Below are 15,661 nucleotides of genomic sequence, written 5' to 3'. Positions count from 1 at the left end.
TTAAATAAAGTAAGTAGAGGAGAGTAAAAAAGTGAAGGAAATAATAAGAGTGGAAGATTTGACTTTTAAATATCCAGGTGCTGATGAAGATGTATTAGATAATGTCAACCTTAAAATTAATCAAGGTGATTTTGTAGCGATTATTGGGAGCAATGGTTCTGGAAAGACGACTCTTTGTAAGACTTTTAATGGATTGATTCCTCATTATCATGTAGGTGATTATGAAGGGAAGGTTATTGTTGGAGGTAATGATACCCTTGAAATACCAGTCTCTAAATTGGCTCAAAAGGTAGGTTATGTATATCAGAATTTTGAAGATCAGCTAGTACGTCCTACTGTTTATGATGAAGTTACCTTTGCTCCTTTGAATTTTGGATTTGAGGATTATAAAAAAAGAGGAGAGTATGCAATTGAGCTATTAGGATTAGAGTCGATTAAGGATAAATTCATCTGGGAATTAAGTGGAGGGCAGAAACATTTGGTTGCTTTGGCAGGAGTATTGGCACTAGATCCAGAGATAATTGTTATAGATGAGCCTGTAGCCCAGCTTGATCCTGCAAATGCAATAGAGATTTATGAAAAACTAAAATATTTAAATGAAGAACATGCTAAGACCATAATTGTTATTGAGCATCATACTGAATTTATTGGTGACTATTGTAAGAGTGTAGTGATGATGGGAAAAGGCTATGTGGCATGGCAGAAGCCTGTGAAGAAAGCTCTATCTAGGGTAGAAGAACTGAGGGAGAAGAATATTTTCCCACCTCAAGTAACACAGGCTGTTTATGAATTATCTCAAAAAAGCTATAGATATCCGATTACTCTAGATGAAGGAGTATCATATTTTTCTGATATCTCTAAGCCAGTATTTACAATGGCAGCAAAGAAGTCTTCTAGAAAGAAAATGGATATAGAACCTGTAATCACATTTCATAATGTTAAACATAGTTATAGAAGCTTAAATAAAAAGAAAAGATTAGCTCTAAAGGATCTTAATCTATCCTTTTATGAAGGAGATAGAGTAGCTTTAATTGGAAATAATGGTGCAGGAAAATCAACTTTACTTAAGATGATAACAGGTCTTCTCAAGCCCAAGCAAGGTGAGGTAATGGTTTGTGCTAAGAATACTCAAAAAATATCTTCTGAAGAGTTGGCTGAGGATGTGACTTATATTTATCAGAACCCTGAAGAGATGTTTATTAGTGATAATATTCGTCAAGATATAGAGTATTATCTCAAAGCTAGAGGTGAAGAAAATCTTGATGAATTTGTAGATCAGATTATAGAGACCCTTGGGCTTAGTGAGTTGCAAGATAGAGATGGTCGATTATTAAGTGGTGGTCAACAAAGAAGAGCATCTCTTGCTATTGGAACTGCGATGAAGCCATCAGTTATCTTATTGGATGAACCAACAGCAAGTTTAGATATAGTAAGTCGCAAAGAGATGTTAAGTATGATAGAGAAGTTGGAAGGATGGGTTAAGACTGTAATTGTAGCTACTCATGATATGCAATTGGTCTCTGATTGGGCAGATAGAATAATTGTTCTTAATAAAGGAGAAATACTTAAAGATACAGATCAATATGGGGTCTTTGAAGATGGAGAGCTTTTAAATAGAACAAATATAAAGCCTCCACAGATTCTTGAATTAAGTAGAAGGCTAAAGATGAAGCCTATTGCCTTAAGTGTAGATGAATTTGTAAATAGATTGGGAGGTGAAAAGTTTGAAGTTATTTAGTAATTTAATAGATAAAATATCTGTTGAAACTATTAAATTAGAGTTGATGAAGACAGCTTATGGGACTCAAGATACATTTTTATCTAAATTAGATTCTAGAATATTGATTTTATGGTATTTGATCTTTGCTATACTTCCTTGGCTCTTTTTTAATAAGACTATTATAATTGCTTTGCTTATATTTATGATAGTAATAGCTAGTATGTCTAAGGTTAGTAAGCTGATAGTTGCATTGCTTTCTTTTAGTCTTATTGCAGAGTTTAGTTCCATATTTATTGTATCCTACTTTTTTGGAGGAGGTATGGAGAGTTTAGGACCTCTGGTCTTGTTAAGTACTAAGCTGGTTATTATTGCTTTAGCTAGTATTTCGGTATTTGCTAGTATGGATCCTGAAAAGTTCAGTGATGCACTATTGAGTTTTGGGCTTTCAGGAAGATATTGTTTTGGAGTATCTTATGGTTATAGAATCTTGCCCTTGCTATTTGAGGAGTACAATAATATCTTTAATTCCTTTAGACTAAGAGGAAAGATGCCAGAGAAGAAAGGGTTTTTAGGTTGGCGTTATATTTATTACTATATTAAAGTGGTTATTTTAGGGTTTTATCCGATGATACTAAATACAGCTAAGCGTACTCGTACAACTGTAGAGGCTTTAGAATTGAAAGGTTTTACTTATTCTTTAGATAATGATGAGGTTAAAAGGCTTAAATTATCATATATGAAGATAGGTAAGAGAGATATTTTGTTTTTAGCGTCATCTATTTGTATAGTTGCAATCATTATTACAATAGGTCAAATTTATCCGTTATAGAAGGGTGGAATAAAAGATGTATATGGATTTTCATTGTCATACAAAGATTTCTAAGAAATTTGAATTTGAGTTAGATCGTTTTAAGCGCATAATAAAGACAGCAAAGAAGAATGGTTTGGATGCTATTGCATTAACTGAACATTTTCATACAGTAAATTTTTATGACATTTATAAGACTTTAGACAGAAATTATCAATATAATGGTGATTACTATGATGTTGATGGTTTTAAGGTCTTTTGTGGTATGGAGGTTGATATTAAAGAGAGGGGGCATATAATAATTGTAGGAAGAAAAGAGGATTTGTTAGATTTAAGAGCTTTATTTCCTGAAGTTATAAGAGAGAATGAATTTCCAACACTGAAATATCTAATAGATGAAGCTGAAAAGCGTAATCTGATTAAGGTTGGAGCTCATCCTGCTAAAAGAAGTAAGTATTTAGTAGATATGGATCCTAGCTTATTAGGAAGGTTAGATGGTTTAGGGTTAAATGGGAAAGCCTTAAATCTAAAGGATGAGGTTGCTGCCTTATCTAAGAGGGTTAACGTACCCATGGTAGCAGGTAGTGATACTCATCATGTCTTACATATGGGCACAGTTAAAAACCGTTTCTATACTGAACATGATACAATTGCTGGAATTAAAGAGGCTATTGCAAATAGAGAGTTTGAAACTGTTATTAGCAAAGGAGCTAAATTAAAGGCTGCTGCTGGTCAAGTTGCTAAAAAGATAGCAAAGCGTTTTAAAGAATTAAAGGAGTCTCAGGCAGTTTAATTTAGAAGTGAAATTTAATGGGTATATTGCGATACTTTTAGGTGATAGGTCATAGGGGTTGGGCGTTAGTTTTTCCTAATACCTATCTCCTAGCGCCGAAACTGTCGCAATATCTATCTATAACGCCATATTTTAATTTTATCCTAAAGTTGGCTGATTATATATTTAACTAAACAGATTTATTTAGGAGATGTAAGAATTGATGAAATTAAACTTGCAGCAACAGGTGAAAGAATTAAAAGCAAAGGTATATATTCTCTATTATGCTTATAAAGATTCAAGGCTTCCTTGGTATTCAAAGTTATTTATAGTTTTAGTAATAGGCTATGCTTTAAGTCCTATAGATTTAATTCCAGATTTTATTCCTGTTTTAGGGTATTTAGATGATCTAATATTATTACCTATTGGAATAATATTGGCTTTAAAACTGATTCCTGATAATCTATATGAGGAATTTAAGGAAAAGGCAGAAATAAGCATGGATAACCAAGTCAGTAGAATCGGAGTAGTATTTGTTATTATTGTTTGGATAGTTTTAATTTTTATTTGTTTTTTTGCTTTCTTAAAATTAAAATAGATGCTTTGGTCTATCTTTGATATAATGGTTATAATTGTAATATAAAGAATTGAGAAGGTAGTTTAATTTTCAATATTTTTCAAGAAGATAGACTATTAAATTAATTTATATTTTAGGATGAACGATAATAATATGGAGAGTTGGATAAATTATTTATCTCAGCTATTAAAGGATAGTTACGAATAGAATAAGTATAAAAATGATTAAGTCCTGCTATTTAGTAGGGCTTATTTTTTTGAAAATGTAAATGAGAAATTACGCTAGCAACAAAAATTTAGCTATTGATTTAGGACAAGTTAATTTACTAGTAATTTATGGTTCTAAAAAAGTTTAATTTATCATTGGCTTCAATTAATACATTTCTAGATTAGAATTTTAATCTAATCAAGAATAATATAAGATACAATTCATTACTATTACTTCCCTTACTATATAAGTTGAACTAATTATTTTCACAAAAGATTCAAAGTAAAATCTTTTTTTACCACGGATATACACGAATCTACACTAATAGTTCAAAAGAGTTTTATTTATAAGTTAATTCTTTAGTCCTTTATTCGTGTTCCATTAGTGTTAATTCGTGGTTAACCATTCTTTTAATAATTAGAATTAAAGAATTTTTATTGCTTCCAGTATTATGTGTAATATTAACAACGTAAATCATCCTTAACTATTAAGAAGCTTTCTTAATGATGTTAGAAACAGATCGAGAGTATCAAAAAAATAAAAGATTATACTTATTCTATAAATTCCATATACTTATATATAGTAGAATTTAGATTTTAACCATTGCTTATAGAAAAACTTAAAAAAGAAGGAGCATTGTATAATTAAATGCACAGGTAGATCAAAAAATAAAAAGTGACACATAGAAATACCTCATATATAATGTTAAATAACCACAAATAACATAAAGTGAGGTATTAAAATATGTGTCAAAATAATTATAACAGAAAAAGTAAAAAAGGAAAACACCTAACTTTGGAAGATAGGAAAATAATAGAGCATTTATATAATATTCAAGGTAAGAAAGATAAGGAGATCGCAAAAGAGTTAGGAAAACATAGAACAACAATAAGTAGAGAGCTTAAGAAAGGTGAATTAAAATTATTAAATTCTGATTATACGACAAGAATAGAATATGATGCTGAAATAGCGCAAAAAGTCTATGATAAAAATGCTACAGCTAAAGGAACTAAGATAAAAATAGCTAAGGAACATGAGTTAGCAAGATTTATAGAAAGAAAAATAAAACAAGATAAATGGTCTCCAGAAGTAATTGCTAATCAAATACAGGAAGATGAAAGATTTGAAATTAAGCTACATTGGAAAACAATATACAATTATATAGACAAAGGTATCTTGATGGTAAATAGAGATGAGTTAGTCTATGGTAATTATAAAAAATCTAAAGGTACTAAAAGACAAGAAAAGGAATCAACTAAGAGGAGAAAAGATGGCAGAAGGATATCAGATAGACCTGAGGAAGCTAATAAAAGAACAGAGTTAGGTCATTGGGAAATGGACTTAGTAGAAGGTAAAAAAGGAAAAGGAGAGCCATTCTTACTAGTTTTAACAGAAAGATATAGTCGAAAAGAGATAATAGAAAAAATATCGTAATAAGACTCAAGAAGCAGATTATAAATGGATTAGATCGAATTGAAAGAAGAATAGGTGGTAAGAAGGTTTAGAGAGTTATTTAAGACGATAACAACAGACAACGGGCGGGAATTTTATGATTATGAAGGAATAGAGACTTCATTTACAGGAAGTAATATACCAAGAACTAATCATTACTATGCTGATGCCTATTGTTCTTGGCAAAGAGGTAGTAATGAAAATTTAAATAAGATGATTAGAAGGTTTTTGCCAAAAGGAAGCAGTTTCAAAGATATTAGTACGAGTGAGGTTAAAAATATTCAACAATGGATGAATAACTACCCAAGAAAGATGTTTGATTTTAAAACTTCGAATGAAGTTTTTGAAAATAAATTAAAAGTAGCTTAAAAGTTTATATTATATGGGGTATAAGTGTTTCACAAAAAAACGTGCATTTTATATTGCAATTCTCAAACTTAAAAAAGAACCATAATTTTCTTGACAAAAAATCATTTTTATGTAATAATTACTAGTAACGATAACTGTTATCAATTCAAGAATTATATTTATGAATATCTAAAATAACAATCAGGAGGGATTTTATTATGTCATTAGTAGGAAAAGAAGTATTAGCATTTAAAGCTCAAGCTTATCAAAATGGTGAATTTTTAGAGGTTACAGAAGAAAACTTTAAGGGACAATGGAGTGTAGTTGTATTTTATCCAGCTGACTTTACATTTGTATGTCCTACAGAATTAGAAGATTTACAAAATGAATATCAAAATTTAAAAGATCTTGGAGTTGAAGTATATTCAGTTTCAACAGATACTCACTTTACACATAAAGCATGGCACGATAATTCAGAAACTATAGGAAAGATAGAATATGTTATGGTTGGAGATCCATCACATACACTTTCTAAAAACTTTGATGTACTTATTGAAGAAGATGGTCTTGCTGACCGTGGTACCTTTATTATTGATCCAGATGGTGTGGTTCAAGGAGTAGAAATCAATGCAGGTAATATGGGACGAGATGCAAGTGCTCTTGTAAGCAAAATTAAAGCTGCCCAATATGTAAGAAATAATCCAGAAGAAGTTTGCCCTGCGAAATGGAAAGAAGGTAGTGAAACTCTTAAACCAGGTCTTGATCTTGTAGGTAAAATTTAAGGGGTTGGTCAAATGATCTTAGATGCAGATATAAAAGCACAATTGAATGAATACCTTCAACTTATGGAAGGTGATGTGCTATTTAAAGTGAGTGTCGGATCTGATAAAGTATCCCAGGATATGCTCGCTTTGGTGAAGGAGTTGTCAGATCTGTCTTCAAAGATTAAGATAGAGGAGACCTCTTTAGCAAGAACACCGAGCTTTAGTCTAAATCGACCTGGGGAAGATACTGGAGTTACCTTTGCTGGTATTCCATTAGGCCATGAATTCACTTCATTGGTCTTAGCTCTACTACAGGTAAGTGGCAGACCGCCAAAGGTTGAAGAGAATGTGATTGAGCAAATCAAAAATATTCAAGGTGAATATCACTTTGAAACATATATTAGCTTAAGTTGTCATAATTGTCCTGACGTTGTACAGGCATTAAACTTGATGAGTATCCTTAATCCTGGTATCACTCATAGCATGATTGATGGAGGAGCTTTCAAAGATGAGGTAGAAGATAAAGATATCTTAGCTGTACCCGCTGTCTATTTGAATGGAGAATTCTTCTCAAGTGGTCGTATGTCCCTTGGAGAAATTCTGAAGAAGATAGGTAGTAGCATGGATAGCTCAGATTTAAGCAATAAAGATCCTTACGATGTATTAATTATTGGTGGTGGTCCTGCTGGTGCAAGTGCAGCGATTTATGCAGCTCGTAAAGGTATTCGCACAGGTATTGTTGCTGATCGTTTTGGTGGTCAGGTTATGGATACCTTGTCCATTGAGAATTTTATCAGTGTAAAACATACTGAAGGTCCTAAATTAGTAGCAAGCCTTGAAGAGCATATAAAAGATTACGATATTGATGTGATGAAATCACAACGTGCTAAGGGACTGCAAAAGAATGAGTTTATCGAGGTTGAACTGGAAAATGGTGCTGTTCTAAAGGGTAAAACTGCAATCATTTCAACTGGAGCTCGATGGCGGAAACTAGGTGTACCTGGAGAAGATAAGTTCAAGAACAAAGGTGTGGCTTATTGCCCCCATTGTGATGGACCAATGTTTCAAGGAAAGGATGTAGCTGTCATTGGTGGAGGTAATTCTGGTGTTGAAGCAGCGATCGACTTAGCAGGTATTGTAGATCATGTAACAGTCCTTGAGTTTATGCCAGAACTTAAAGCCGATGAAGTTTTACAACAGCGTCTTGATAGCCTTGACAATGTTAGTGTTCTCAAAAATGTGGAAAGCAAAGAGATAACAGGTACTGATAAGGTAGATGGGATTACATATATTGATCGTGAGACAGAAGAAGCTCATCATCTTGGATTAGAGGGTGTATTTGTTCAGATTGGACTTATCCCTAATACCGATTGGTTAGGAGAATCAGTGGAATTGAACTCTTTTGGGGAGGTTGTTGTTGATAGACATGGAGCTACAAGTTTAGATGGAGTATTTGCCGCAGGAGATTGTACCCATAGTCCATATAAACAGATTATTGTTTCTATGGGGGCAGGTGCTACTGCAGCTTTAGGTGCTTTTGATTACTTAATCCGAAATGAATAGAATATATTGATAGATAAGAAGTCGCTTACTCCTATATTGGGGGTGGGCGATTTTTATGTTTATGTATAAAATATACTAGTTATATCTGTCAATTTAACTTATAAAATCTTAAGTTATGTGTCACCTAGAAGGGGACTTACTTTTTTGGCTAAGGAAAAAAGCAAGCAAAAAGGGCATTGTTGGCAAAATGATCGTACTATCTAAGGGGATTTTTATTTATTATCTTAGTTTTTAAATGGTACTAATATATTTAGTGCAATATCAGACATCGCTTGCTTTTCCAAAGATATTAAATACTAAAGATACATTTAATATAAAATTAAAAAAACAATTATTCAACAATCTAGTATATTATATTTTTATAGTAATTAATAAAGGGATGCGTAGAGGAGAGATGTTAGGAGGGAATGGGAGTTATTAATAATAAGTTAGCAGTAACTCAAGCTTTACAGAGAGTAGCAAATAAAGGAATAATAATTAGAGATCCTAAAACATCTAGTTCTAAAAGAAGTATTTTTGATGATATAGAAACAAAAGATTTAATTAATTCAATTATCAAGGTAAGCAAGGCATTAGATAATGAAAGAGAAGATTTAAAATTTATAGTTGATAAAGAGCAACTTACTTTAATTAATGAAAAAGAAGAAATAAAGATTAGCTAAAATCTTACTAAAATTTTACCATTAATAGTTAATTAAGATGATATACAAAAATTAAGCAACCATAATTATCAAATTAATGTCAATTTTTCATTGTTGAATTTGGACAATATACTAGATAAAATATTAAATAAGAGGGGAGCGATATTGTGAAATCAGATAAGATTAATTTAATACTAGAGAAGATAGAAAAAATAGAATCAAGGCTTGATAGTATAGAGGGTGAATTGAGGGGGGAAGGTGAAAAAGAAGTTAGTCAATCTGATAATTCAATAAAATTAGAAGAAATAAAAAAAGAGTTTAGAAAAGAGTTTCAACAGGAAAAGTCTGAATTAAAAGAAAGAGAGATAGAAAAACTTAAAACTTTTTTAGAGAACAAAGCAAAAGATTCAGTAATTCCCAATAAAAAAATACCTGAACTATGGGGTGACTTAATGGAAGTGTTTAAGAGTGAAATGTCTACTTCAAGTTTTGAGACTTGGTTTTCAACTCTTGAACCAGTTGCTTTTGTTGAGGATACATTAATAGTTAGTGTTAAAAATGAATTTGCACAAGATTGGATTGAAACAAAATTTTTAAGACTATTAGAGAAGACTACGTATCAATTAACTGATAAAAAGATTAAATTTAAGTTTGTTACTCTTGATTCAGATGTAGTAAGAAGATTGATTTAAATATATTAAGTATTTAGTTGTAGTAAACAGGATAGAAATTTGTATTTTATAGTATAAGAGGGTATGAGTTTAGATGGCTTTTATTAGAGAGTAAAGATTGACTAGAATTTAAATATAATTTATAAGATTTTTTTATTAAATTAAAACCTCTTATTTTAGTTAGATGAGAGGTTTTTAACATGTTAGAAAAGAGAAAAACTTTAGCAAATTTAATTATAAAATTTTTGATTGTAAATTTCCAATAGATATCTTACAAGTATAGGAATATATTTTTTATGATAATGCGGGTTATAGTTCAACTAATTTATGTTATACTAATATTTATGTTGTCAATTAATAAGTAAGATTCTTTAAATTTATATTTTAGATATGATTCATTATTGATAAAAGGAGGATTAATTTTATAAAGTAAGAAATATTATTAAAAGCAAATATAAACGATCTTATTATAAAGGGAGGAAGAATTAGTAAATGGTTGAAGAAAACATTAGATATAAACAAAGATTTTTTAGTTCACTAAAGGACTTATTTGTAGGTGAAAGAATAGAAGGGAATTCTGGTTATGTTAATCTTATGTATTTAAGAAATCAATATTTCAAAGAAGTTAGACCTTATATTGAAGAAAAAATAAATAATCTAATACAAGATCCAGGTGAACAAGAGGTGCTTTTTGAGAAATTATTTACTTTTTTTGAAAGTTATTTTAATGAAACTGGCAGTGTTTTTTTTAATAATACACCTATACATAAAAATCTTTATGAAAAGGTTTATAGTAATGAAGAAGATGTTTCATTATTTTGGAAGACTAAAAAACTTTATTATGTAAAATCAGAATCTAATTATATATCTTTAGATACGGAAATAGAAGGAATTAAATTTAAATTTGATGCAAGTGAGCTAGAACATGAAAAAGGTAATGAAAAATATAATATTACTTTTGTTTTAACTTCTTTAGAAGATAATGAAATTACTTTAAAAGTAAAAAAAGATAAGACTAATAGCTATACTAAAGCAAAAGAACATTTGAATATAAATAAGAATAGAGATTTAAAGGACTATTTAATTGAAAATAGAGAAGATATATCCCATCCTAATATTAATATGATTATTAATGATATTATAATAGATGATGATAGATTAACTAAAGGTATTCAGAGAAATATGGTTTTAATAACAGAGAAAGATGATTTGATTGGAACTGTAGAAGTAGAATTTGGAGTTAAAGGAGTAGAAAATATAAAAGAATACTTGAATAGGTTAGAATCTAATATTAACTTTAATAACTTAAAAAAAGCATGTAGCATTTATAGAAAACAAAATGAAGTAGATTATTTTATTCATAAAAATGCAGAGGCTTTTTTAAAAGAACAATTTAAAATTTATATGTTTAATTATATTTATAACAGTGAAACAGATTTTAAAAAGAATAGGGTTACATTATTAAATAAAATTAGAGAAATTACATTTTCAGTAATTGAATATATAGCTCGTTTTGAGGATGAGTTAAAAGCTATTTGGGAAAAACCTAAATTTGTAAGAAATTCTAATTATGTTTTAACTTTGGATAAATTAGAGAATGATATTGAATTAGTTGAAGAAATTATTAATCATCAAGGTTTTGATAATCAAATAAAAGAATGGCAAAGATTATATGAAAACGAAGAAAATCACGAAGGGGAAGAGATAAAAAAACAATGGAAAGAATTTGATTTTATAAATGACTTTAATAAAGAAAGTATAATAGCAGATGGGCGGTTAAATGAAAAGTATAGATATCTTCCCATAGATACAAAACACTTTAAGGAAATTGAGGGGAAAATACTAGATTCTTTTAATAATTTGAATAAATATTTAGATGGAATTTTAATAAAAAGTGATAATTTTCAAGCTTTAAATACAATTTTACCAAAGTACAAAGAACAAGTTGATTTAATATATATTGATCCTCCTTTTAATACAGGGGATGATTTTGATTATAAAGATAAGTTTCAAGATAGTACTTGGTTGACTTTAATGAATGATAGGTTAGGACTTGCAAAACAAATTTTAACAAGAGGAGGAACTTTTTATTTACATATAGATTATAATGCTAATCATTATGCTAAAATACTAATGCAAAATCATAAATTTAAATATAGAAATGAAATAATATGGCATTTTGATATTGGTACTGCTCCTAAATTTGACTTAAAAAGAAAACATAATGTAATCTTGAGATATTCAAAGGGTGAAGATATTATTTTTAATGAGATTAGAAAAGAGGCATTAAATATAGATAGGTATGATAAAACTGATGAAGATGGAAGAAAGTATATGGTTAGAGGAGATACAGGAAAGATTGTATATGCAGATGAAGGACAAGCAGAAGATGATGTATGGTCTTTTATTTCTTCTAATTCTCTAAGGAATTTAAATTCTATGTCAAATGAGAGAATAGGATTTAAAACCCAGAAGCCAGAATATTTAATAAATAAAATTACGAAGTTATCAACTAAAAAGAATTCTATAGTAATGGATTTCTTTAGTGGAAGTGGATCTACTATTTCAACTGCTCAAAAGAAAGGGAATAAGTGGATAGGGATAGAAATGGGAGAACATTTTTACACTAAAATATTACCAAGAATGAAAAAAGTTCTCGTAGGGGATCAAGCAGGTATTTCAGATGAAGTAGATTGGCAAGGTGGAGGATTTTTTAAATATTATGAGTTAGAACAGTATGAAGAAGTATTAAATAAATGTAAATATAAATTACAAGAAAAAGAATTGAGTTCATATAGCTTTAATAACGATGAAAAAATGTTAGATGCACTAGAGATGGACTATGATGAGGAAAAGATTAAAATCCATTTTCAAAATTTATACCCTGATGTAGATATTGCTGAAACATTATCCAATCTTTTAGGTAAAAAGATAAAAAAACTTAATGGGGAAAGGGTAATTTTTGAAGATGATACTGAGATAGTATTTGATGATATGACTTATGAGGACTATTCTTTCGTAAAACCACTTATATGGTGGGGGAATGATAATGAGTAAAAAAAGGCTTCTTAAAAATATAATAGATGATAATTATATAAATTTACCAGAATATTATCATAATTTAAATTTAACTAGATTTGGACTTAAAAAGAAATTGTTTGATTATCAAATAGAAGCTTTAAAAAATATTCTTACAGTAATTCATTATTATTACGATTCAAAAGAAAAACTATTTGAAAAATATCAAAATAATGATACAACTAGTTTATTAAAACAATTAAATATTTATCAAGATAATGATAATTTTGATTTTCTAAAAGAATATTATCCTATAAATAAAAAAAATGATGGAACTTTTTATATAGATTTTAAAGAATTAATTAATAGAGCTTCAATTTGGATGGCAACTGGTAGTGGAAAAACTTTAGTTATGATTAAATTAATTGAATTATTATATAAGATGGCTAATAAAGGGTTTATACCAAATAAACCGATTATGATATTAGCTCCTGATAATGATATATTGTCTCAAATTAAAGAGCATATTATGGAATTTAATGAAACTAGTGATGTTAAAATTAATTTAAAAAGCTTAAAAGAATTTGAGACTTCTTATAATATGAAATTAGATTTTTATTCTCAACAATCTTTGACTATATTCTATTATGAAAGTACTAATATATCTAATAAAGAAAATGTTTCTCAAAAGTCAGATGGAAAAAGAATAGATTATGAATCTATTTATAATAATGGCAATTGGTATATATTGCTAGATGAGGCTCATAAAGGAGATAGTGAATATAGTAGAAGACAACAGTACTATAATATTCTAAGTCAAAATGGTTTTTTATTTAATTTCTCAGCTACTTTCACAGATGATATTGATTTAGTAACTACAGCAGTTGAATTTAATTTATCTACTTTTGTTTCTAGAGGTTTTGGTAAACATATAAAGATAGTAGATGAAGAATTTAGAGGTTTTAAGGAGAGTCAAGCTGATAAACTCACAGATGAGGAAAAGCAAAGAATTATATTAAAATCATTACTTCTTTTCACAGCAATAAAGAAGAATAAAGAAAGTATTGTTGAGATTAATGCTAATATGTATCATGATCCATTAATGATAACTTTAACTCATAAGGTTAATACTAAAGATTCTGAATTGAAGTTATTCTTCAGACAGATAGCCAATATAGCAAAAGGGAATTATGAAATTCAAAGTGCTAAAAATGAATTATTACAAAGTTTGAGTAATAACCCACAATATCAATTTAATTATGGAAATGAGATTAATAGGAAATTACTTGATACTATTGAAAATATTAAAAGAGAGGATATACTTAGATACTTCTTTAATGCTGATTCTCCAGGTAGTATTGAGGTAACTAGAATTCCTAATAATAATAAAGAATTAGCATTTAGATTAAGTTCTTCTTCTCAACATTTTGCTTCTATAATTATTGGTAATATATCTAATTGGAAAAATGATGAGTTAGAAGGTTATAATTTTGATGATACTCCTGTTACAAATAGTTTCTTTAATGAGATAGATACACAAAAGAGTAATATAAATATGTTAATGGGTTCTAGAAAGTTTTATGAAGGTTGGGATAGCAATAGACCTAATATTATTAATTTTATTAATATTGGTTTAAGTAGTGATTCTCAAAAGTTTATTCTTCAAGCAATTGGAAGAGGAGTAAGAATAGAACCTTTTAAGAATAAAAGAAAAAGGTTACTTAAAATATCTAATACAGAAAATATAACTAATTATATTACTCAAAAAGAATTTAAATGTATTAAAGATTATAGTGATTCTTTAGAAACTTTATTTATATTTGCTACGGACAAAGAAACGGTAAACAATATTATTGAGAGATTAGAAGATGATAATAAACCAGATGAATGGAAAGATGTAAGAGATTTAGAAACTAATAAAGATACAGAATCTAAAATCTTATTAGTACCTAAATATCGAAAACTAGAAGATAAACTTAATAATAAACCTTTTAGAATATCTAGAAGAAATATTAATACATTAAAAGATTATTTTAAAGATATTTTTGATAAAATTTTAGCAGTGAAATATAATTTAAATATTTCTATTATAGAGATATTTAAAAAGTTAATAGATGAAACTGAAAACTGGAAAGATTATTTTGAAATAACAGGTAAGGATTATGAATTATCTTCAGAAGACTTATTATTAAAAATAAACAGACACTTTATAGACCCTCCAAGAATTTTATCTCACTATGAACTATTGGTTGATCAAGTAAACCACTATAAAGAAATTAAAGTTAGAGATTTTAATGATTATGAACTTTCTTCTCTGGAAGAAAGTATACAGCAAGCAATAAATATAGCTGGTTATAATAAAGAAGATTTACGTAATAAGTTTAGAAATGGTGAAATAAGTGATGAAGAATTTGATGAAAAATATAGAGCAATTAATGAGGGAACTGATTTTACTAAACAAGGTGGAACAATTGAAATAAACAATAAATTATTGAATCACTATTACCAACCTCTTTTAATGTCGGATAAAGAAACTCAATCTATAGCAAATGATATAAAACATATTATTGATGTTAAAAGTGAAATAGAATTTCTTAAGGATTTGCAGAATTATACAAATAAATCTGATAATAACTTAAAAAACTATGATTGGTGGTTCTTTTCTAAATTAGATGAGACAATAGATAATATTACAATTCCTTATTATGATGAGTCAGCACAACAGTATAGAGATTTTAAACCTGATTTTATATTCTGGCTAAAAAAAGATAATAAATATATAATTACGTTTGTAGACCCTAAAGGCATAGAACATGTACGAAATCCAGGTAATAAAATTGACGGATTTGAAGAAACATTTAAGAATAAAGCTATATCTTATGAGGATAAAGAAATTGAAGTGAATTTATATTACTACAATGAAGACCTACCACCTTCTATAATTGAAGAAAATCATAAAAAATATTGGGAATTTGATTTGAATAAAATATTTTAATATAAAAGACCTGTCTTAAGACAGGTCTTTTATTATTCTTATGTAAAATATTAAGTTATTTAAATCAAATGTCAGGATTTCGGCAGGATTTACTCAAAAAATAAAAAAACTTACCTTAATGGTAA

10 protein-coding genes and 1 pseudogene are annotated in these 15,661 nt (G+C 28.6%); all 11 read left to right on the top strand.

All coding sequences use genetic code 11. From position 1 onward, the window contains the following. Positions 1 to 31 precede the first annotated feature (31 nt). Complete coding sequence (locus OREMA_RS0109900; RefSeq protein WP_018249105.1) at positions 32 to 1,738, top strand: ABC transporter ATP-binding protein; 1,707 nt, start codon at positions 32 to 34, stop codon at positions 1,736 to 1,738. Beyond that, positions 1,725 to 2,549 carry an energy-coupling factor transporter transmembrane component T family protein gene (locus tag OREMA_RS0109895; protein ID WP_018249104.1) on the top strand — a complete coding sequence of 275 codons (825 nt, stop codon included), beginning with the start codon at positions 1,725 to 1,727 and terminating at the stop codon, positions 2,547 to 2,549. The genes OREMA_RS0109900 and OREMA_RS0109895 overlap by 14 nt, the downstream gene beginning before the upstream one ends. A gap of 16 nt (positions 2,550 to 2,565) precedes the next feature. Then, a complete protein-coding gene (locus OREMA_RS0109890) occupies positions 2,566 to 3,321 on the top strand; it encodes a PHP domain-containing protein (protein WP_018249103.1) in 756 nt (251 codons plus the stop codon). Between the two features lie 202 nt (positions 3,322 to 3,523). After that, a complete protein-coding gene (locus OREMA_RS0109885; RefSeq protein WP_018249102.1) occupies positions 3,524 to 3,898 on the top strand; it encodes a YkvA family protein in 375 nt (124 codons plus the stop codon). Between the two features lie 930 nt (positions 3,899 to 4,828). Then, a pseudogene (locus tag OREMA_RS17620) lies at positions 4,829 to 5,905 on the top strand (IS30 family transposase). Between the two features lie 197 nt (positions 5,906 to 6,102). Then, positions 6,103 to 6,666, top strand: coding sequence for an alkyl hydroperoxide reductase subunit C (gene ahpC / locus OREMA_RS0109875; RefSeq protein ID WP_018249099.1), 564 nt, complete (start codon positions 6,103 to 6,105; stop codon positions 6,664 to 6,666). Between the two features lie 12 nt (positions 6,667 to 6,678). Beyond that, on the top strand, positions 6,679 to 8,211 hold the full coding sequence (gene ahpF, locus OREMA_RS0109870; protein WP_018249098.1) for an alkyl hydroperoxide reductase subunit F: 1,533 nt from the start codon (positions 6,679 to 6,681) through the stop codon (positions 8,209 to 8,211). A gap of 407 nt (positions 8,212 to 8,618) precedes the next feature. After that, complete coding sequence (locus OREMA_RS0109860; RefSeq protein ID WP_018249096.1) at positions 8,619 to 8,873, top strand: site-specific integrase; 255 nt, start codon at positions 8,619 to 8,621, stop codon at positions 8,871 to 8,873. A 146-nt stretch (positions 8,874 to 9,019) separates the two neighbouring features. Beyond that, positions 9,020 to 9,544: a DnaA N-terminal domain-containing protein gene (locus OREMA_RS0109855; RefSeq protein WP_018249095.1), complete on the top strand. Its 525-nt coding sequence runs from the start codon at positions 9,020 to 9,022 to the stop codon at positions 9,542 to 9,544. Positions 9,545 to 10,015: 471 nt separating this feature from the next. Continuing rightward, a complete protein-coding gene (locus OREMA_RS17615; RefSeq protein ID WP_018249094.1) occupies positions 10,016 to 12,580 on the top strand; it encodes a DNA methyltransferase in 2,565 nt (854 codons plus the stop codon). Next, positions 12,573 to 15,536: a DEAD/DEAH box helicase family protein gene (locus OREMA_RS0109845; protein WP_018249093.1), complete on the top strand. Its 2,964-nt coding sequence runs from the start codon at positions 12,573 to 12,575 to the stop codon at positions 15,534 to 15,536. The genes OREMA_RS17615 and OREMA_RS0109845 overlap by 8 nt, the downstream gene beginning before the upstream one ends. Positions 15,537 to 15,661: the final 125 nt, after the last annotated feature.

This window comes from Orenia marismortui DSM 5156 (assembly GCF_000379025.1).
Classification (GTDB): domain Bacteria; phylum Bacillota; class Halanaerobiia; order Halobacteroidales; family Halobacteroidaceae; genus Orenia; species Orenia marismortui.
The sequence above is the reverse complement of the archived record's forward strand: the minus strand, read 5'-3'. Positions and strand labels throughout refer to the sequence as shown.

Excerpts from the sequence above, each read along its gene's own strand:
- OREMA_RS0109885 (WP_018249102.1), top strand. The coding sequence starts at position 3,524 with ATGAAATTAAACTTGCAGCAACAGGTGAAAGAATTAAAAGCAAAGGTA.
- ahpC (WP_018249099.1), top strand. The coding sequence starts at position 6,103 with ATGTCATTAGTAGGAAAAGAAGTATTAGCATTTAAAGCTCAAGCTTAT.
- OREMA_RS17615 (WP_018249094.1), top strand. The coding sequence starts at position 10,016 with ATGGTTGAAGAAAACATTAGATATAAACAAAGATTTTTTAGTTCACTA.
- OREMA_RS0109860 (WP_018249096.1), top strand. The coding sequence starts at position 8,619 with ATGGGAGTTATTAATAATAAGTTAGCAGTAACTCAAGCTTTACAGAGA.
- OREMA_RS0109890 (WP_018249103.1), top strand. The coding sequence starts at position 2,566 with ATGTATATGGATTTTCATTGTCATACAAAGATTTCTAAGAAATTTGAA.
- ahpF (WP_018249098.1), top strand. The coding sequence starts at position 6,679 with ATGATCTTAGATGCAGATATAAAAGCACAATTGAATGAATACCTTCAA.
- OREMA_RS0109845 (WP_018249093.1), top strand. The coding sequence starts at position 12,573 with ATGAGTAAAAAAAGGCTTCTTAAAAATATAATAGATGATAATTATATA.